This is a genomic window from Pseudomonas gingeri (assembly GCF_013385635.1).
GTDB lineage: Bacteria > Pseudomonadota > Gammaproteobacteria > Pseudomonadales > Pseudomonadaceae > Aquipseudomonas > Aquipseudomonas gingeri_A.
Map to the genome: position 1 here is coordinate 286,544 of NZ_JACAPR010000011.1, position 19,215 is coordinate 305,758.

Genomic DNA, 19,215 nt, shown 5'->3' on the forward strand with positions numbered 1-19,215 from the left:
CTGGACGCTCTGCGTCCGCTTTGTGACGCAGAGCGTCACGGGCTGCATTGCCCACGCGGAGCGTGGGAACGATCAACACGCGGTCTATGGGTTGTTCGAATCCAGCACTTCGTTCTCCACTTCGTCTTCGGTCGGCTCGGCCGCTTTGCCCTTGGTCTTCAGCTCGCTGACAATCACCGCGGCGACGATCAAGGCCGCCCCGACCAGCGCCAGCCCTGGCAGGCGTTCACCGGCCAGGCGTCCGGCGATCCCGGCCCAGACCGGTTCGCCGGCATAGATCAAGGTCGCGCGGGTCGGCGAAACGCTTTTCTGTGCCCAGTTCATCGCCACCTGGATCGCCGCGCTGGCCGCCCCCAGGCCGACCGCGCTGACCAGCAGCAGCCAGGAAAACTCCGGCAGCGCCTCCTGGGTCGGGACGATCATCAGGAACGCCAGCACCGAGGCGGTGCCCAGTTGCACCACGGTGACGCGACGCACATCGACCTTGCCCGCGTAGTTGCTGATCAGGATGATTTCGGCGGCAATGGCGATGGCGCTGATGATGGTGGCGATTTCCCCCGGGCTGAATTTCAACTGGGCGCCGTTCGGCCCGGACAGCAACATCAACCCGGTAAAGGCGAGCATGATGCCGATGCTCGGCATCAGCCCCGGCCGCTTGCCCAGTACCAGCCATTGCAGCAGCGGTACGAAAGGCACGTAGAGCGCGGTGATAAAGGCAGACTGGCTGCTGGGAATGCTCTGCAGGCCCACGGTTTGCAAGCCGTAGCCGAGCATGATCGCCGTGCCGATAAAGATCCCGGCCTTCATCTCGAAGGCGGTCATGCCCCGCAGGCTGCGCGCCGAAAACAGCGCGACGATGCAGGCCGCCGCGGCAAACCGCAGGCCGACGAAGAACATCGGTCCGCTGACGGTCATGGCGTTCTGTACCAGCAGGAAAGTGCCGCCCCAGATCATGGTGATCAGGATCAGCACGCACTCGGCTTTGCTGAACCGCAGGGTCGAAGGTAACAAACTGTTGGATTTCACCGGAGTCATGGCCTTGCGCGCTACCTGGGTGAGACGCACAATGCGCCGGAGCTGGGCAGTATACTGCGCAAACCCACTAAGTGAGCAATATAGTGCACAAAGAAACTTCGCAACGCGCCTCGGTCCTGCAACACGTCAGCCAGAATGTGCGGCGCCTGCGGCATGAGGCCCAGTTGAGCCAGACCGCGCTGTCGGAGAAATCCGGGGTGAGCCGGCGGATGCTGGTGGCCATCGAAGCCGGGGAAAAGAATGTCAGCCTGACCACCCTCGACCGTGTGGCCGAAGCCCTCGACGTGGCCTTCAGCGACCTGATCCAGGCCCCGGAGGCCCGTGACCCGAGTCGTATCAACGAACTGGCCTGGGCCGGGCTGATTCCCGGGAGCAAGGCGGTCCTGCTGGCCAAGGCGGTTGCCAGTCGCGAGGTGGAACTCTGGGAGTGGCGCCTGGAGCCGGGCGAGCACTACCACTCCGAGCCCGATGGCGATGGCTGGAGCGAGCAACTGTACGTTTTCGAGGGTTGCCTGACACTGTTGCTCGGCGAACAGGAGCAGCAGATCCATGCCGGCGAGTTCTTCATGTTCGCCAGCAACCAGCCCCACGGCTATCGCAACGATGGCGAGGTGGCAGCGCGCTTTGTGCGTAATGTGGTGATCTAGGGGCGCCCGATCGTTCCCACGCTCCGCGTGGGCAATGCAGCCCATGACGCTCTGCGTCACACAGCGGACGCAGAGCGTCCAGAGAGGCATTCCCACGCAGAGCGTGGGAACGATCAATCTAGACAGTCGGGCGCTGTTGGCCCAGCAACAGTTGATGGACAGTTTGCTGTTTTTCGTCTGTGAAAGTTTCTAGGTTTTAGTAATAAATATCTGATTTATAAGGTTTATTGTTTGTGGCATGGCTCCTGCTATGTCCTGTGCATGCGTTTTTCGCACTCATCAGGACTCTGGAGTCGGTCTATGACAACTGCCGCCAAACCCACCTACACCGCCCATGTCATTCGCTCGGATGAAGAGGCCATTGCCGCCGCCAGGACCCTCGCCGCGCGTTTTGCCGTCGAGGCGGGCGTACGCGACCGTGAACGACGCCTGCCGGCCGCCGAACTCGATGAATTCGCCGCCAGCGGCCTGTGGGGTATCACCGTGCCCAAGGCCTACGGCGGTGCCGGGGTGTCCTATGTGACGGTGGCCGAAGTGATCAAGATCATTTCCGCGGCCGACTCATCCCTCGGCCAGATCCCGCAGAACCACCTCGGCGTGCTCGACATCCTGTTGCAGACCGCCACCGAGGAGCAGAAGCGTCACTACTTCGCCAAGGTGCTGGAAGGCTACCGTTTCGGCAATGCCTTCTCCGAAGCCAAGAGCAAGCATGCCGGGACCTTCGATACCCGTATCCGCTTCGACGGCGACACGGCCTATATCGATGGCGAGAAGTTCTACTGCACCGGCGCCTTGTTCGCCCATATCGTCCCGGTGGTCGGCCTGGACGAAGCGGGCAACGCGCAGATCGCCTTTGTCGAGCGCAATGCCCCGGGCCTGACCATCGTCGACAACTGGGACGGTTTCGGCCAGCGCACCACGGCCAGCGGCAACGCGCTGTTCGTCAATGTCAGTGTGCCGCGCAGCAGCGTCATTCCAGCCCACCAGGCCTTTGACCAGCCCACCGCCAACGGTCCGATCTCGCAGATCATCCAGGCCGCCGTCGACACCGGCATTGCCCTCGGTGCCCTCGAAGAAACCAAGCGTCATGCGCGCCAGGCCCGGCCCTGGATCGACAGCCAGCAGGAGCATGGCTGGCAGGACCCGTTCAGCCTCGCCGCTATCGGTGACTTGGAGTGGCGGGTGCACGGCACCGAAGCGATCCTGGAAAAGGCCGGGCGGGCAGTGGACCACGCCCTCGCGCAACCGGGCATCGACAGCGTGGCCGAGGCCTCCGTGGTGGTGGCCCAGGCCAAGGTGCTGTCGGCCGAAACCGCCTTGCTCGCCAGCAGCAAGCTGTTCGAACTGGCCGGGACCCGCTCGGTGCTCGGCAAGCACAACCTCGATCGCCACTGGCGCAACGCCCGGACCCACACCTTGCATGACCCGGCGCGCTGGAAATACCACCTGATCGGCAACTACCTGCTCAACGGCGTCAAGCCGGCCCGGCATGCCTGGAACTAGGAGTTCGTGATGAACGCATTGAATCATTCCATTGCCCCTGATGCTTCGCTGGCCCGTGCCGGCGATGACCTGCTGGCGGCCCGCGCCGGACTTGAACGTACGCTCGCCGCCGTGCGCGCCCAGCCACGCCAGGCGCAAGACCCGCAGGTGATCAGCCAGTTCGGCGACCTGCACATCCGTATCGATGTGGCCGCCGCCCTGATCGAACGCGCCGAGCGTTTTGCCGTCGGCCCGCAGGACGAGGCCGAGAAAATCATTGCCGCTACCGAAGCGGCGATTGCCAGTGCCGACGCCTTGCAGCAGGTCGGCAATGTCGAGTGGGCGCTGACCGGGCAACGGGCGCAACTGGCGCCCGGCCATGATCCGCTGCAAGACCCCCTGCATCTGAAATACACGCTGATTGGCAACTTCCGCCTCAATGGCGTCGTGCCTGACCGTTCCAGGAGTGCTGTCGATGTCCCGTGAAATCCGTCTCAATGCCTTCGACATGAACTGCGTGGGCCACCAGTCCCCGGGTTTGTGGGCTCATCCACGGGATCGTTCCTGGCAATACAAGGACCTGGAGTACTGGACCGACCTGGCGAAAATCCTCGAGCGCGGCAAGTTCGATGGCCTGTTCATCGCCGATGTGCTGGGCATCTACGACGTCTACAACGGCAACGGCGACGCGGCGATCCGCCAGGCCGCGCAGGTGCCGGTCAACGACCCGTTGCAACTGATCCCGCCGATGGCGCTGGTGACCGAGCACCTGGGCTTCGGCCTGACCGCTTCGTTATCGTTCGAGCACCCGTATCCGTTCGCCCGTCGCCTGTCGACCCTCGACCATCTGACCAAGGGCCGTGCCGGCTGGAATATCGTCACCTCGTACCTGGAGAGCGGGGCGAAGAACCTCGGCCAGAGTGCCCAGACCGAACATGACGCGCGTTATGACTACGCCGAAGAATACCTGGAGGTCTGCTACAAACTCTGGGAAGGCAGCTGGGAGGACGGCGCGATCCTGCGTGATCGCGAGCGCAAGTTGTTCAGCGATCCGAGCAAGATCCACGAGATCCAGCACTTCGGCAAACACTTCCAGGTGCCCGGCATCCATCTGTGCGAGCCATCGCCGCAGCGTACGCCGGTGCTGTACCAGGCCGGCGCGTCGAGCCGGGGCAAGCAGTTCGCCGCCGAGCATGCCGAATGCGTCTTCGTGGCCGCGCCCTCCAAGGTGCTGCTGAAGAAGGTCGTGGCCGATATTCGTCGGCGCGCGGCTGAAGCCGGACGGGACCCGCGCAGCATCCTGATTTTCAACCTGCAGACGGTGATCCTCGGCGAGACCGATGCCAAGGCCAAGGCCAAGTTCGAGGAATACAAATCCTATGTCAGCTACGAGGGCGCCATGGCGCTGATCTCTGGCTGGACCGGGATCGACTTCAGCCAGTTCAAACCGGACGAACCGCTGCGGCATGTGCACACCAACGCCATCCAGTCGGCGGTGGAGACCTTCTCCACGGCGGACCCGAACCGGATCTGGACCCCCAACGAACTGGCCGACTGGGTCGGTATCGGCGGCTTCGGCCCGCTGTTTGTCGGCAGCCCGGAAACCGTCGCCGACCTGTTGCAGGAGTGGGTCGAGGACACCGATGTCGATGGTTTCAACCTGGCTTATGCGCTGACCCACGAAACTTTTGTCGACGCGGTCGAGTTGCTGGTGCCGGAGTTGCAGAAGCGTGGCGTGTACAAGACCGAGTACGCCCCGGGCACCTTGCGCGAGAAGCTGTTCGGCGCCGGGCCGAAGCTTTCGGATATCCATCCGGGAGCGGGCTTCCGGGATCTGGCGGCCTTGCGGGAAAAAGGGCTGCGTTCGGCTTGACGGTGAGGGTGGTCGGGAAGGCCCTTTCGCGGGCAAGCCCGGCTCCTACGGGTTTTGTGTCGTCCACAACGTTTGCGGACACGCTTTCCTTTGTAGGAGTCGGGCTTGCCCGCGAAGAGGCTCGCAAAATCGCCACTGCCCTCAAAGACAGACATGAACTCCACATCCGCCAGCGGACCACCGCACGCCAAACGACTGAACGAGGTGAGCCCATGAGCGTGCACGAACTGAAGCGTCCGCCGGTTATCCATCCGCCCCACGGCGAAACGGTCTCGATCTTTCCCGGTGCCCTTGAGCAATTGCGCCACTGGGCACAGGTCAGTCCGTTGCAGGGCGCCCTGCGCCACAAGCGCCATGGACAATGGCACAGCTGGCGCTGGATCGATGCCCTGCGCGAAGTCGAGCGCCTGGCCGATGGTCTGCGTCAGCAAGGTTTCAATGCCGATTCGCGCCTGGCGGTCAGCGGTGCGCTGGAGCCGAACCTGTTGTTGCTGGCATTGGCCGCCCATTCCATCGGCGGCCAGGTCCTGGGCCTCGCTCCGGAACTGAGCACCGAAGCCCTCGGCCAGGCGTTCTGGCGCCTGCAACCGAGCCACGGTTTTGTCGACAGTCGCCAGCAACTGCTCGACTGGCTGGATGTCGGCGATTCCGGCGCCGCTCCTGGCGTGCTGATCGCCAATCAGTTGCCGGGCCGCCTGCCGGGGTCGCCGAGGCAAACCGTCCTGGCCTTCGCCACGCTTTCGGGTGATAGCCAGGAACCGCGGCCGCTGGTGCTGTGGCGCACGGCAAGTGCCCAGTCGCAACTGTGGAGCGAGGAGGACACCCACTGGCAGGGCGGCTTGAGCGTGCTGCTGGAGCAATGGTTGCACACCGGTCACAGCCTGGCCTTCCCGGAAAGCAGCGACAGCGCCAGTCGTGATCGACGCGAGGTCGCACCCTCCGGGTTGCTGCTGTCGGCGGAGCGCCTGCAAGCCCTGGCGGACGAGATCGAACAGCGTCTGGCGCCGCAGGAAAGTTGGCGCCGACGCCTGTGTGAATGGGCCCTGGCCCATCCCGAACGATGGGTGGCCCGCCTGTTCAAGCAACGGGTGCGGCGCCTGCTGGGCTTCCAGCACCTGCAATACATCTGGCAAGCGTCGAGCCCGGCGCAATTGCCGGCCACCTTCAATCAATGGCGGGTCGATGCCCCGGGACGGAAAAGCGCATGAGTGTGGCCGAGTCGATTCTGCAGGTGCGTGGCGTGTCACTGTCGTTCAAGGGGGTCAAGGCCATCAATGAACTGTCGTTCGATGTCCGTCGCGGTGAGATCTGCGCCCTGATCGGCCCCAACGGGGCGGGCAAGAGCTCGCTGCTCAACCTGTTGAACGGGGTCTATCGCTTCGACAGCGGCGAGATCGTTTTCGAGCAGCGCCGCTTTCGCCGTATCGATCCCCTGCAGGCGGCCCGCCAGGGCATTGGCCGGACGTTCCAGAACAATGCGTTGTTCAAGAAGATGAGTGTGATCGACAACCTGCTGACCGGGCTGTCGCGGCATATGCGCAGCCATTTTCTCGAACAGGCCCTGGGATTGCCCCGGGCCCGCCGCGAAGCCGAGGCTTTTCGCCGCAAGGCCCAGCACATTCTCCAACTGCTTGAGCTGCAGGCGCTGCGCGACGTGCCGGTGGGCACGCTGTCCTACGGCCTGCAAAAGCGTGTGGAGCTGGGTCGGGCGCTGATCGCCGGGCCCACGCTATTGCTGCTGGACGAGCCCATGGCCGGCATGAACGCCGAAGAAAAGCAGGAAATGGCGCGGTTTATCGCCGACGTCAATCGCGATCTCGGCACCACCGTGGTGCTGATCGAACATGACATGGGGGTGGTGATGGGCTTGTCCGATCATGTGGTGGTGCTCGATTACGGGCGCAAGGTCGGCGACGGGACGCCGGCCGAGGTGCAAGGCAATGCCGAGGTGATCGCGGCCTACCTGGGAGCGGTGCACTGATGGGCTTTTTCCTTGAAACCCTGATCGGTGGGCTGCTCGCCGGCACCCTCTATTCGCTGGTCGCCATCGGCTTCGTGCTGATCTACAAGGCCAGTGGCGTGTTCAATTTCGCCCAGGGCTCGATGCTGCTGTTCGCCGCCCTGACCTTTGTCAGCCTGCACGATCAGGGCGTGCCCTTTGTCCTGGCGCTGCTGCTGGCAGTGCTGGTGATGGTGATCGGTGCGCTGCTGATCGAGCGCCTGGTGCTGCGGCCGCTGGTCAACCGCTCGCAGATCACCCTGTTCATGGCGACTCTCGGCCTGTCGTTCATTATCGAAGGCCTGGCCCAGGGGCTGATGGGCTCGCAGGTCCGCGCATTGGACCTGGGCATCGACGACGTGCCGCTGTTTATCCACGGGGTGATGCTCAGCCAGTTCGACCTGATTGCCGCCGCCACCGCCGTGGTGCTGGTGGTGGTCCTGGCGCTGTTGTTCAACAAGACCCGCATCGGCGTGTCGCTGCGGGCGGTGGCCGACGACACCACGGCGGCGCTGTCCATTGGCATCAACCTCAATCGCATCTGGCAGATCGTCTGGGCGGTGGCCGGCTGCGTCGGCCTGGTGGCGGGGCTGCTCTGGGGCGCACGGCAAGGGGTGCAGTTTTCCCTGTCGCTGGTGGTGCTCAAGGCCTTGCCGGTGCTGATCATCGGCGGCTTCACCTCGATTGGCGGGGCGATTGTCGGCGGGCTGATCGTCGGCGCCGCCGAGAACCTCGCCGAAGTCTATATCGGCCCGCTGATCGGCGGCGGCATCACTCCCTGGTTCGCCTATGTCCTGGCGTTGGCCTTCCTGTATATCCGCCCGGCCGGCCTGTTCGGCGAGCGGGCCATCGAGCGAGTCTGAAGCATGTCTGTTCCCGTGATAAGTGAAACGGCGCCCTGGGTGCTGGTCGAGCGGCGCTTGCCGTGGTCGCTGCTCGGCCTGCTGGTGCTGGCCTTCGGCGTGGTGCCGCTGGTGGGCAACGATTATTGGCTCAGTGCAATCCTGATTCCGTTCCTGGTGCTGTCCCTGGCCGGATTGGGGCTCAACCTGCTGACCGGCTACACCGGGCAGACCTCGGTCGGCGCGGCCGGCTTCATGGCGGTGGGGGCCTTTGCCACCTACGGTTTTCTCCTGCGCCTGCCGGAGCTGGGCCTGCCTTTGGCACTGCTCGGCGGTGGCATCATCAGTGGTGGGGTGGGCCTGCTGTTTGGCTTGCCCAGCTCGCGGATCAAGGGTTTCTACCTGATGGTCACCACTCTGGCCGCGCAGTTCTTCCTGGAGTGGCTGTTCGTCAAGTTTCCCTGGTTCTACAACTACGGTTCGTCCGGGACCATTTCCGCGCCGAGCCTGTCGCTGTTCGGGCATGACCTGAACACGCCACTGGGACGCTATCTGCTGACCCTGGTCACGGTGCTGCTGTTGACCTGGGTCGCGCGCAACCTGGTGAACAGCCAGACCGGGCGCAACTGGATGGCGATCCGCGACATGGACACCGCGGCGGCGGTCATCGGCATACCGGTGGCCCGCTACAAGCGCCTGGCCTTTGCTGTCAGTTCGTTCTACCTGGGCATCGCCGGGGCGTTGTGGGCGTTCGCCTACCTGGGTACGGCGAGTGCCGGCAGCTTCGATATCAACCGCTCGTTCCAGATCCTGTTCATCATCATTATCGGCGGCATGGGCAGCATCGCCGGCAACTTCGTCGGCGCGGCCTTTATCTGTCTGCTGCCGATCCTGCTCAGTCACCTCGGCCAGGCCCTGCTCGGCGGGGCGGTGGATGCCGGGCAGTTGCAGAACCTGCAGAAAATCATCTTCGGCGTGCTGATCATCCTGTTCCTGATCAAGGAACCGGACGGGTTGATCCGCCTGCTGGGCAATACCCGCGACCGACTGCGGCACTGGCCGTTGCGTTTCTGACTTCCCGACTTCCCATCCCTGGAGAACGATTCCACCATGCGTGCACTTTTCAAACGTTCACTGACCGCCGCGGCCCTGGCCCTGACGGTGCTCGGCACCGCCGTACCGATGGCCCAGGCCTCGCCCGACCAGCAGTTCTTTCCCCTGGCCACCTACAGGGTCGGTGCCTACGCCTCCAGCGGCGTGCAGGTATGGGCCGGGATGATCGACTACCTCAACTACATCAACGAAGTGGAAGGCGGCATCAACGGCGTCAAGCTGGTGTGGCAGGAGTGCGAGACCGAATGGACGGCGGAGAAGGGCATCGAGTGCTACGAGCGCTTCAAGAACGGCCTCGACGGCGCGCCGGTGGCGGTCTACCAACCTAACGGTGCGCCGGCGGCCTATGCCCTGAGCGAACGCGCGGAAGTCGACAAGATCCCGCTGATCACCCTCGGCTACGGGCGCACCGAGGCCACCGACGGCAAGGTGTTCCCCTACAACTTCCCGGTGATGCTGACCTTCTACAGCGAAGCCTCGACCCTGGTGAACTACATCGCCCAGCGCGAAGGCGGCTTCGACAAGCTCAAGGGCAAGAAGATCGCCACCGTCTACCACGACTCGGCCTATGGCCGCGAAACCCTCGGTCCGTTGAAACTGTTGGCGGAAAAATACGGCTTCGAGAATATCCAGATCCCGGTGGCCGACCCGGGCAACGAACAATCGGCGCAATGGCGGCAGATTCGCCAGCTCAATCCGGACTGGGTGTTCCTGCGGACCTGGGGCGTGTCGACGCCGGTGGCGGTCAAGACCGCCGCGCGCTTCGGCTTCCCGGTGGATCATATCGTCGGCGATATCTGGGCCAGCTCCAGCGAAGACGTACTGCCGGCGGGCGCGGCGGCCAAGGGTTACCTGGCGTTGACACCGTATCCGGCGGGTGCCGACTTCGAGATCCACAAGCGCCTCAAGCAGTACATCCTCGACAAGGGCAAGAGCGATCTCAAGGACCTGAACAACTTCGGCAGTGTCTACTACAACTCCGGTCTGGTGAACGCGGCGATTGCCGTGGAAGCGATTCGCACCGGCCAGGGCAAATTCGGCAAGCGGCCGCTGCACGGCGAAGAAGGGCGCTGGGGCCTGGAGCACCTGGACATCGACGATGCACGACTCAAGGCCATGGGCTTCTACGGCCTGATGCAGAACCTGAAGCTGTCCTGCAGCGACCATGAAGGCGGCGGTTCGGCGCGGGTGCAGCAATGGGACGGCGCCCACTGGAGCCTGGTCAGCGACTGGATCGCGGCGGATCGGGCGTTGCTGCGGCCGTTGATCGACGAGAAATCGGCAGCCTTTGCCCAGGAAAAACACCTGACCCCGCGCACCTGCGCGGCAGGCGAATAAGCCATGGGCCAGCCGGCACTTGAAACGGGTGCTGCGCCGCTGTTGCAGGTGGCAGACATCGAGGTGATCTACGACCGCACGATCCTCGCCGTGTCCGGGGTCTCCCTGAGCGTGCCCAAGGGCGGTATCGTCGCCTTGCTCGGGGCCAACGGCGCCGGTAAAAGCACCACTCTCAAGGCCATCTCGGGGCTGGTGCGGTCCGAGCGGGCGCAGGTCACGCGCGGCAGCATCCACTTCCGGGGAACGGATAGCCTGGAGGTCGATCCGAGCCAGCGCGTGCGTGACGGCCTGGTGCATGTACTGGAAGGTCGCCATGTGTTCGGCCAACTGACGGTGGAGGACAACCTGCGCAGCGGCGGTTTTGTCCGCGGCCTCGGGCGGCGGCAGATGCAGGAGGACCTGGAGCGGGTGTATGCCTGGTTCCCGCGCCTGAAAACCAAGCGCAAGACCCAGGCCGGGCTGACCTCCGGCGGCGAGCAGCAGATGGTCGCCATTGGCCGGGCCTTGATGACACGACCGACTTTAGTCTTGCTCGACGAACCTTCCATGGGCCTGGCGCCTATTATCGTCCAGGAGATCTACGAAATCGTCGCCCAGCTCAATCGCGAACAGCAGGTCAGCTTCCTGATTGCCGAACAAAACATTAACGTAGCGTTGAAGTATGCGACCCAGGCCCATGTGCTCGACACCGGCCGGGTGGTGCTCAGCGGTACGGCGGATGAATTGCTGGCCCGGGGCGACCTGCACGATTTCTACCTGGGCAAGCACTGAACAAGAGAGCGAATGATGAGTGAAACCCTGAGCGGACAGGCGACACACGCCATCCCGGCGGCCGATGTGGTGATTGTCGGTGGTGGCCTGAGCGGCGCGATGCTGGCGGTGCAATTGCTGCGCCTGCCGGGCCGGCGGCGGATCCTGATCGTCGAGCCGCGTGCCGAACTGGGGCGGGGTGAGGCCTACAGCGCCACGGAGCTGGGCCATACGCTGAACGGCAATGCGGCGCGGATGAGCGTCGACCCGGACAATCCCGATGACCTGACCCAATGGTTACAGGCCCATATCGCCGCCGGCGGCTGGCCCGAGTCGGACCGGCAGCATGTACCGGTCAGCGAACTGTTCCCGCCTCGCGGGCTTTTTGGCGTGTACGTCCAGCAGCGCCTGGCCGAAGCCCGGGAGCAGGGCGCGACCCGGGGTTCGACGGCCGAGCATGTGCATGGCGAGGTGGTTGATCTGCAAAGCGACAGCGACGGCGTACGCCTGACCCTGGCCGACGGCCAGCAACTACAAGGCACCCGTGCCGTGCTGGCCACCGGCATGTTCCCGGCGGCGCGCACCCGCCAGAAGCAATCCAGTGGCTTGAATGCGGCGGCGGTGGACCCCTGGGATGTGGCGACCATGTCGCGGATTGATCCGCAAGGCACGGTACTGATCATCGGTTCCGGCCTGACCATGGTCGATGCCGTGGTGTCCCTGGAGCAGGCCGGGCATCGCGGACCGATCCGGGTTATTTCCCGGCACGGGCTGCTGCCCCATGTACGCCGCCAGCCACCGGCCTGGGTGGATTTCCTGGCGGCGGATCACAGTCTCCGCAGCCCTCTGCAGTTGCTGCGCGAGGTGCGTCGCCAATGCACCTTTGCGCTGGAGGCCGGGATTGACTGGCAGGCGCCGTTGGACACGGTACGGGCGCATATCGGTCGGTTGTGGAGCCAGGCCAGCGATGTCCAGCGTCGACAGTTCGTCCGTCACGTCCGTCCGTGGTGGGAGAGCCATCACCACCGTTCGCCGCCTCTGAGTGCCGAACTGATGGAGCGCCTGCACAGGGAAGGGCGGCTGACCATCGAAGCGGCGTCGCTCAAGGGCCTGGGCGAGCCACGGGACGGCGAGGTGAGTATCGCCATCCGGCCACGGGGCGAGTCGCAGACGCTGACGATCAGCGGCGCGGCCTTGATCAACTCCACGGGTATTGAATATGACTGGCGCCGGGTGGATCGCCCGCTGCCCCAGCAGTTGCTGGCGCGCGGACTGATCCGACCGGGGCCATTGGCCTTGGGGATCGCGGCTGATCCGGGCGGCGCGGTGGTGGATGCCGGGGGCGACACCTCCACGCGGCTGTTTGCCATGGGGCCGCCGTTGCGGGGGCAGTGGTGGGAGAGCACGGCGGTCACCGATGTGGCGAGCCAGGCCAAGGCGCTGGCGGCGCGCCTGGCGCACCTGGAGGTTGCGCAGAAAGCCCTGGGCTGACCTAAAAATTATTAGAATTCAGGGGGTTGCCAGTGTCATTCAACTAGGACATAATGCGCGCCATCAGCTCGGACGGCAACGTCGCGAACGCTGAAGAATCAAGGAGTTGCGGCAAGCCAGTCTTGCAAGGGCGCTCGATTCGACCTGAGGCCGAGTAGCAAAATGGTTATGCAGTGGATTGCAAATCCATCTACGCCGGTTCGATTCCGACCTCGGCCTCCACTATTCGAAAGCCCCGTAGATTAGCGTCTACGGGGCTTTTTCTTTGCTTCGGAAAAGTAAGTCGCTGCACACGGACAATGGATGCCATTATTGAAGAGGCAAAGCGCAAGCAGAAAAACATCGCTTGATGTTACCGATTATCTGGCTTGAAGAGGTGCTTGCCGACATTCGGGTACGCGCGAGCTTGTTGTCCACCCGAACTACATGATTGTTTATCGGGTCGCGGCAGATAGAATCGAAATCGTGAACGTTTTGCATACTCGGCAAAACTACCCTGCGCCTTAGGCGCTCGGCGTGCGAACAAGCTGACCAAGAAAACTCATATTTCCCACATGCTTCAGGCGTGGGAGAATATTGCGTGCGCCAAAGGCCGAGGCTACTGTTCAAGTGTCGCTGCAAATTCAGCGACACGGGTGTGGAAACTCGTAAAGGAATCGGCGCACATTGCCGCATAAGCGGCATTTTTGTACTCGCTTTATGGCGGGCTGTGCGTGGGACACCTATGGTGTGCCGGGTTCCTATTCTCCGGTTTTCCACCCCGCGTACAGTTCGCCACCCTTCGCGTGGAAACGAATATGGCGAACTCCTAAATCTGAATAGGGAGGTCACCATGACCAAGAAAATTACGCCCGATCCACCGACTGCTGGCAAAGTCCCAAACACCCACGACAAGGATGTGTTCCTGTGTCAGATCCTCAACGACCCTTCGAGGCCTGACGAGTCGGAAGTGGCGAACGCACCGCGTTTACTCGATACCCTCACGTTCACATGCTCCAAGCCTGTTACGCCACAAGCCCGGGATAAGCCTTCATTGTTCGCCATCCAACCGGGCATCAATGCCCAGGATGCACTGACCTACGTTTCCCATCTGCTCGAAGCGGCAGAGCTCAACGGTGATGAAATCAGCCTGCACGCCAATCCCGTCGAACGGGCATTGTTCTGGAACATGTTGCATTCGGTGGAGGTGGCGCGTGCGGTGGTGGATGCGCTGCTTGAGGGCTCTTCCTCGTCTGATCAGGCATTGCCCGAGGGCTGATATCCCTGTCCATAGGAGGCCATCATGAGTACTCGACTTTCCCCGGTCGTTTCGGAGTTCGAGACAGAAGAGCAGGCGGCCAGTTATGACCGTTGGTTTCGTGCCAAGGTGCAGGCGTCGCTTGATAATCCGGGTCCTGGCATTCCGCATGACCAAGCGATGGCTTTAGTGCAAGCGGCTCTGGACGAACGCAGGTCGGCTCGTACGAAGCGCTCGCTGGACTAAAAGACCGCCAGTGACCTGGTGGAATCGTCGATTATTTTGAGTTGCACAACGGTCCTTCTATACGAAAAGAGAGCAGATTTACTTTCACGATTGTTGTAGACGTGAAAGTAAAGCTGCCCCCGTTTTCTATTGATATCAGCTGTAGTCTTTAAACGTCTTGTCCTGCCATTCGCCGGAGTTTGGGTTGTACACTTTGTCCGGTTTTTGTACTGATCCCGAGGCACCAGACCCTGTGTAACCCCTTTGGATCGAGGTGATTCCGCTTATTGGGACTTCATTGATCTGGCCGCTGTAGGTCGTCGATTCAAGAAAGGCCTTTCCTGCCAGGGTGTCCACATTCCTCAGCTTGCCCTGTATGCATTGGGGCGACATGGCTCCAGGAAATTGCCCCCAGATACGAAGGTATTCACCAGTAGGAATACTGTTAAGTTCTTCAGCGAAATTACTCATTCTGGTTCCCTCAGAAAGTTATAAAAATAAGCAGGTGCCTGGAAAATATAATCGCTCGATTTTTGGCTGTTAGAACTTTTGCTATTTTTGCATATAGCGTTTTATTTTTTGTTGGATGCTGATCATGTGCTATTGGGCGTCTCGATACCTGTAGATGGTTCGCGTGGTGGTGTTTTTCGAGGCGTGTTTATATGTTTAATTATTTATGGTTTTTGTTTAAATTTGTTAGTGGTGTATCGTATGTTTCTTTAGATTTAAAAACCTGCGCCGAACCAGCTAAAGCTCCCTTAGCGCCTATGAAATATTTGTCAGTTGTCCCGAACCGCTACGACACGGGGCGTGGCTCGGAATCAACGGCAATCATGCTATTTCAACACGAGGGAAATCTGTTCCATGCATCAGAAAAAATGCTCACCGCGGCACACTGTCATCAGAGGACGAAAAATGACCAGCAAAGCGCCCCAACCAATGCCGTCGTCCGGACGCAAGGGAATTGCGCATGACGGTAAAAACCCTCCACCGCCGAGAGCTGTTATCAGGCCAACTGCTCCTTCGGCTCCTCCTCCGCCCAAGAGATGAGAATGGAGCCCCGGCGTCAGGAAGGTCGTCGGTGTGGCATCAATCCTGGCTGAGTCAAGTTGCCAGAGCGTTGAGCACATGCACAGGGTCATTATGAATGGCTCTCAGAAGTGCTTTCGCTGGACCAGTGGGTTCCCGCCGACCTTGCTCCCAGTTGCGCAGGGTGCCCAACTGGACATCGATCATCGCTGCGAACTTGGCCTGGCTCAGCCCGGTAGCCTTGCGAATTTCTTTGATCTGCAAGGCGTCGACGGTAAATTCGCGAGAGGGCTGACGTTCACCTCGCACAATTTCGTCCATTTGCTGAACGCTTTCCATCAGCTCAAGTCTCGCTCCATCCACGCATCATCGGACAAACCCAGGCCAGGTAATCCAGGCAGGTTTCCTTATCCATTCATACAGGTGCAGCCATGCAGAAGCCCCCTCCCGAAGGCTTACCCATTTATCGGATCCTGACAGGCAAGGATGACGCGTCATTCTGCCATCGAGTGTCTGAAGCCCTTGCCCTGGGCTACCAGCTTTATGGCTCGCCAGCGGCAACGTTCAACGGCGAGTTTGTGGTGGTGGCGCAGGCTGTCATCTGGCCGGGCAGGTAGGTTTCCTGTCGGGCAACAGGCCCCCGGGCCGTTCGCCGGGCCTTGTGTATCGGGCAGGCATGAAGCCGTTCGAAAGACCGGGTCGCTACTCCACGGTGCAGACCCAGCGATGGTTGTGCCGGTAGGGGGCCCGGGTAAACGCAACGTCCGCTACCAGTATCATGCCGCGTTCTTGCAGCGCTTCGGTCAGTTGTACGAGTGTCTCTGCTTCGATAGTCATTGCTGTTACCTCGTCAGATTGACTGCGTTCATAATTCCTGACCAGGAGGACAGGCGGCTAATTCAATTTTTCTACCTCGGCGATACAGGCCTCCTTGATCTGGCAGGGCTTTTATCGGTTCGACGCCTGGCTGGCCCGATGACGCTTGCATACGGACGTATCTCGGAATACTGTATGGATAATCAGTATCGAGATAGATCCCATGCAGCTTATCGCCAAGCTCGGCATCCTCGCCGACGCCGCCAAGTACGACGCTTCGTGCGCCAGCAGCGGCGCACCCAAGCGCAGCTCCCGTGGCCGTGAGGGGATCGGTGCCACCGATGGCATGGGCATCTGTCACAGCTATACCCCCGACGGCCGCTGCGTGTCGTTGCTCAAGGTGCTGCTGACCAATTTCTGCCTCTACGACTGCCAGTACTGCGTCAATCGCCGCTCCAGCAATGTGCCCAGGGCGCGTTTCACGCCGGAGGAGGTGGTGCGCCTGACCCTCGACTTCTATCGGCGCAATTGCATCAGCGGGCTGTTCCTGAGCTCCGGCATCATCCGCTCGGCCGACTACACCATGGAGCAGTTGGTGCGGGTGGCGCGCTTGCTGCGTGAGGAACACCAGTTCCGGGGCTATATCCATCTCAAGACCATTCCCGACGCCGATCCCTTGTTGATCGAGGAGGCCGGACGCCTGGCGGACCGCCTGAGCGTGAACATCGAGTTGCCTACGGAGGCGGGCCTCAAGCTGCTGGCCCCGGAGAAGCAACTGGTCACCATTCGCCAAGCCATGGGCACCATTCACCGCGGCCAGCAGGCGGTGGCTGGAGAGCTCAGGGCGCCGCGCTTCACCCCGGCGGGGCAGAGCACGCAGATGATCGTCGGGGCCGATGCCAGCGACGACCGTACGATCCTGCGCAACGCCGAATCGCTCTATCAGGGCTATGGCTTGCGGCGGGTCTATTACTCGGCATTCAGTCCGATTCCCGACAGTCCCGGCAGTGTGCCTCTCGCCGCGCCGCCATTGCTGCGTGAGCATCGGCTGTACCAGGCCGATTTCCTCATGCGCGGCTACGGCTACAAGGCCGGCGAGCTGTTGACCCAGTCCACCCACCTGGCGTTGGACATCGACCCCAAGCTCGCCTGGGCGCTGGCCAATCGCGAAGTCTTCCCGCTGGACGTGAACCGCGCCGAGCCGCCATTGCTGGCGCGCATCCCGGGGATAGGCCTGCGCAGCGTGCAGCGGATGGTGGCGCTGCGCAATGAGCGGCGCATCCGCTATGACGACCTGATCCAGATGCGCTGCGTGCTGGACAAGGCACGGCCCTTCATCGTCACCAGTGATTATCGACCGCCCCAGGCGGAGATACGCAGCGGCCTCTTGCGGGCGCGCCTGCGCGAGCCCCAGGCACCCTTGCAAATGGGGCTGTGGGGATGATCGCGCTGGACTGTGCCGACGACTTCGGCACTTGGCGTGACCAGGCCCGCAGACTGCTCGGCCACGGTATCGACCCGGTGGATGTGACCTGGACGCAAGGCCCGATGGACGATCTGCTGGCCGTGCCGGCGCCGTTGCCGGCAGGCCCGGGGCAATTCTGCGCCCGAGTCCCGGCGGTCTTGCTGGCCCAGCTCGAACAGGCTGCGCGCTATCGCGGTGAGCAGCGCTGGAACCTGCTCTACGAAGTGCTCTGGCGTGTTGCCCATGGCGATCGCACGGCCATGCTCGCCGGCGATCGCCTGGGCAGCGAACTGCAACGGCGGATCCGTCAGGTCAGTCGTGAAGCCCATCACCTGCATGCCTTTGTGCGTTTCGTGCCGTTGCCCGAAGCGCTCGCCGAACGGCTGCAACTGGATCTGGTGGCCTTCCACGAACCGGCCCACGACATCCTCGAAAGCGCCAGCGGCCATTTCGCCGAACGGTTGGGCCGGCAACGCTGGCTGATCGCAACCTCTCGCGACGGCATCCGTTTTGACGGCCAGGTGCTGGACTATCGACGCACGTGCCCCGAGGAATGGCGGCAGTGGGCTTGCCATGCCGATGACCCGGGTGCCGAGTTGTGGCTGACCTACTACCGGCACATCTTCAACCCGGCCCGGGTCAACCCGGATGCGATGCGCCAGCACATGCCGGGTCGTTTCTGGCGGCACTTGCCGGAAGGACCGCTGATTCCTCGGCTGGTGGGCCTGGCCCGACAGGGCAAACAGCGCGATGGGCAGGCGCAGGAAGTGGGCCAGCAGAACGGCAAGCGGATTGCGGTCGGGGAGGGAATGACTGGGCAGTAAGGTTGCGTAAGCGGCCATTTCAGTTTCGACTGGAGCGCCTACAACGATCCGCATCGTCGCTACTGATTCCTTTCGACGAGCGTCCGACAGCCCCGTGTCATACGGGGTTGTCGGATCATGGCCGGAGCCGGCTTGAGACTCAGCCCAGGGATGTCCTTTGGGTCTGGCTTCGGTCCCCGATCAGACACAGCACCAGCGAAAGCACGATCGCTCCGATGCTCACATTCATCCATGGAGTGATTTGCTCATCCAGCAACAACGCAGACCACGCAATCCCCGCCGCCAGTGCCGCGAAACTGGCAAATGAAACATATATCCCACCTGCCCGTCGTACCAGTTCGAAGAAGGACCAGACCTCAACTGCGGTGACGATCACCAGTAGTGCCACTTCCGATCCATGCTGGACGAGATCCTGGTAGCCCACCTCCGACGTCGATGTAAAGAACAATGGGAGTGCCAACAACGCAGCCAGCACCGACTCATAGGCGGCCATGGTGAACACCCCCAGGCCTTTCGGCCAGGCCGCGGCAACGTACAGGTTGTACAGCGCGTAACTCACCGGAACCCCGATGGCCACCGCCAGCCAAAAACGGGACGATCCCTGCGGAAGCGCTGCACTGGGCAGCAGGAGCATCATGGCTGCACCAATACCCAGTGCGGCACACAGCACATGCCAGAACGTGACCGTTGCCAGACGAAGCAGAAAGCCCAGGCAAATGCAGAAAACCGGTGTGCTTGTGACGATCAGGGTAAGCAAGGTCGAGTCAATGTAAGGCGCCACCACCAGTTCGAGCCAGATCGGGAATGCATAGCCAAGTACACTGCAGATGATCAGGAAGACCCACCATGACCGGTTGGTGCGCCACGAACTGCGTGTGACGACCATCATTGCCAGGAACGCGATGGCCACACCGACCAGCGTCGGGAACAGGATCAGATCTGCTTGAACCCCGACGCTGGTGATTTTCTTGACGAGTACGAAGTGGAGCCCCCAGGTGCTGCCCATCAAGGCCAGCAGTAGAAAATTGATGTAGCGCGTCAATTCGGTA

At 62.1% G+C, this 19,215-nt stretch carries 20 protein-coding genes, 1 tRNA gene and 2 pseudogenes; 18 read left to right on the plus strand and 5 right to left on the minus strand.

Features of this window, described 5'->3' with window-relative positions:
- Positions 1–84 precede the first annotated feature (84 nt).
- Positions 85–1,124 (minus strand): annotated as a pseudogene (locus tag HX851_RS15290) (DMT family transporter).
- Between HX851_RS15290 and HX851_RS15295 the strand changes: the two are divergent.
- From HX851_RS15295 to relB, 15 genes and pseudogenes are all read left to right on the plus strand, one after another.
- The gene (locus tag HX851_RS15295; protein WP_177060899.1) at positions 1,119–1,682 is read left to right on the plus strand and encodes a helix-turn-helix domain-containing protein; all 564 of its coding nucleotides are present in this window, start codon (positions 1,119–1,121) and stop codon (positions 1,680–1,682) included. The pseudogene HX851_RS15290 and the gene HX851_RS15295 overlap by 6 nt on opposite strands.
- 300 nt (positions 1,683–1,982) lie before the next feature.
- Positions 1,983–3,185 carry an SfnB family sulfur acquisition oxidoreductase gene (locus tag HX851_RS15300; RefSeq protein ID WP_177065898.1) on the plus strand — a complete coding sequence of 401 codons (1,203 nt, stop codon included), beginning with the start codon at positions 1,983–1,985 and terminating at the stop codon, positions 3,183–3,185.
- Positions 3,186–3,194: 9 nt separating this feature from the next.
- A complete protein-coding gene (locus HX851_RS15305) occupies positions 3,195–3,650 on the plus strand; it encodes an acyl-CoA dehydrogenase family protein (protein WP_177060897.1) in 456 nt (151 codons plus the stop codon).
- On the plus strand, positions 3,640–5,037 hold the full coding sequence (locus HX851_RS15310) for an LLM class flavin-dependent oxidoreductase (RefSeq protein ID WP_177065896.1): 1,398 nt from the start codon (positions 3,640–3,642) through the stop codon (positions 5,035–5,037). Before HX851_RS15305 ends, HX851_RS15310 begins: the two co-directional genes overlap by 11 nt.
- A gap of 212 nt (positions 5,038–5,249) precedes the next feature.
- Entirely contained in the window at positions 5,250–6,245 is a 996-nt protein-coding gene (locus HX851_RS15315; protein WP_177065894.1) for an acyl-CoA synthetase, read from the plus strand.
- On the plus strand, positions 6,242–7,018 hold the full coding sequence (locus HX851_RS15320) for an ABC transporter ATP-binding protein (protein ID WP_177065892.1): 777 nt from the start codon (positions 6,242–6,244) through the stop codon (positions 7,016–7,018). Before HX851_RS15315 ends, HX851_RS15320 begins: the two co-directional genes overlap by 4 nt.
- On the plus strand, positions 7,018–7,899 hold the full coding sequence (locus HX851_RS15325; RefSeq protein ID WP_177060891.1) for a branched-chain amino acid ABC transporter permease: 882 nt from the start codon (positions 7,018–7,020) through the stop codon (positions 7,897–7,899). The genes HX851_RS15320 and HX851_RS15325 overlap by 1 nt, the downstream gene beginning before the upstream one ends.
- Positions 7,900–7,902: 3 nt before the next feature.
- The gene (locus HX851_RS15330; RefSeq protein ID WP_177060890.1) at positions 7,903–8,952 is read left to right on the plus strand and encodes a branched-chain amino acid ABC transporter permease; all 1,050 of its coding nucleotides are present in this window, start codon (positions 7,903–7,905) and stop codon (positions 8,950–8,952) included.
- A gap of 36 nt (positions 8,953–8,988) precedes the next feature.
- Positions 8,989–10,329 (plus strand): ABC transporter substrate-binding protein, encoded by a 1,341-nt coding sequence (locus tag HX851_RS15335; RefSeq protein ID WP_177060888.1) that lies wholly within the window; start codon positions 8,989–8,991, stop codon positions 10,327–10,329.
- 3 nt (positions 10,330–10,332) lie between these two features.
- Positions 10,333–11,100, plus strand: a complete 768-nt coding sequence (locus HX851_RS15340) for an ABC transporter ATP-binding protein (protein ID WP_177065890.1) — start codon at positions 10,333–10,335, stop codon at positions 11,098–11,100.
- 15 nt (positions 11,101–11,115) lie between these two features.
- On the plus strand, positions 11,116–12,570 hold the full coding sequence (locus HX851_RS15345) for an FAD/NAD(P)-binding protein (protein WP_177065888.1): 1,455 nt from the start codon (positions 11,116–11,118) through the stop codon (positions 12,568–12,570).
- A 148-nt stretch (positions 12,571–12,718) separates the two neighbouring features.
- A tRNA-Cys gene (locus HX851_RS15350) sits at positions 12,719–12,792 on the plus strand.
- Between the two features lie 162 nt (positions 12,793–12,954).
- A pseudogene (locus HX851_RS15355) lies at positions 12,955–13,077 on the plus strand (type II toxin-antitoxin system RelE/ParE family toxin); the annotation flags it as partial.
- Between the two features lie 325 nt (positions 13,078–13,402).
- Positions 13,403–13,828, plus strand: coding sequence for a hypothetical protein (locus HX851_RS15360; protein ID WP_177065886.1), 426 nt, complete (start codon positions 13,403–13,405; stop codon positions 13,826–13,828).
- 24 nt (positions 13,829–13,852) lie between these two features.
- Positions 13,853–14,053, plus strand: a complete 201-nt coding sequence (relB, locus tag HX851_RS15365; RefSeq protein ID WP_177060880.1) for a type II toxin-antitoxin system RelB family antitoxin — start codon at positions 13,853–13,855, stop codon at positions 14,051–14,053.
- 135 nt (positions 14,054–14,188) lie between these two features.
- On the opposite strand, the gene HX851_RS15370 is transcribed toward relB, so the two are convergent.
- Both HX851_RS15370 and HX851_RS15375 read right to left on the minus strand, forming a co-directional pair.
- Positions 14,189–14,503: a hypothetical protein gene (locus HX851_RS15370; protein ID WP_177060878.1), complete on the minus strand. Its 315-nt coding sequence runs from the start codon at positions 14,501–14,503 to the stop codon at positions 14,189–14,191.
- A 633-nt stretch (positions 14,504–15,136) separates the two neighbouring features.
- A complete protein-coding gene (locus tag HX851_RS15375) occupies positions 15,137–15,400 on the minus strand; it encodes a helix-turn-helix domain-containing protein (protein WP_177065883.1) in 264 nt (87 codons plus the stop codon).
- 92 nt (positions 15,401–15,492) lie between these two features.
- Between HX851_RS15375 and HX851_RS15380 the strand changes: the two genes are divergently transcribed.
- Entirely contained in the window at positions 15,493–15,678 is a 186-nt protein-coding gene (locus HX851_RS15380; RefSeq protein ID WP_177065881.1) for a DUF1737 domain-containing protein, read from the plus strand.
- Positions 15,679–15,763: 85 nt separating this feature from the next.
- Here the strand turns inward: HX851_RS15380 and HX851_RS38705 are convergent, their stop codons facing one another.
- Positions 15,764–15,898, minus strand: a complete 135-nt coding sequence (locus tag HX851_RS38705; protein ID WP_017129131.1) for a hypothetical protein — start codon at positions 15,896–15,898, stop codon at positions 15,764–15,766.
- Between the two features lie 202 nt (positions 15,899–16,100).
- Between HX851_RS38705 and HX851_RS15385 the strand changes: the two genes are divergently transcribed.
- Both HX851_RS15385 and HX851_RS15390 read left to right on the plus strand, forming a co-directional pair.
- Positions 16,101–17,321 carry a putative DNA modification/repair radical SAM protein gene (locus HX851_RS15385; protein ID WP_177065879.1) on the plus strand — a complete coding sequence of 407 codons (1,221 nt, stop codon included), beginning with the start codon at positions 16,101–16,103 and terminating at the stop codon, positions 17,319–17,321.
- Entirely contained in the window at positions 17,318–18,166 is an 849-nt protein-coding gene (locus tag HX851_RS15390) for a TIGR03915 family putative DNA repair protein (RefSeq protein WP_177060874.1), read from the plus strand. The genes HX851_RS15385 and HX851_RS15390 overlap by 4 nt, the downstream gene beginning before the upstream one ends.
- 139 nt (positions 18,167–18,305) lie before the next feature.
- On the opposite strand, the gene HX851_RS15395 is transcribed toward HX851_RS15390, so the two are convergent.
- Positions 18,306–19,208: a DMT family transporter gene (locus HX851_RS15395; protein WP_177060872.1), complete on the minus strand. Its 903-nt coding sequence runs from the start codon at positions 19,206–19,208 to the stop codon at positions 18,306–18,308.
- Between the last annotated feature and the right edge of the window lie 7 nt (positions 19,209–19,215).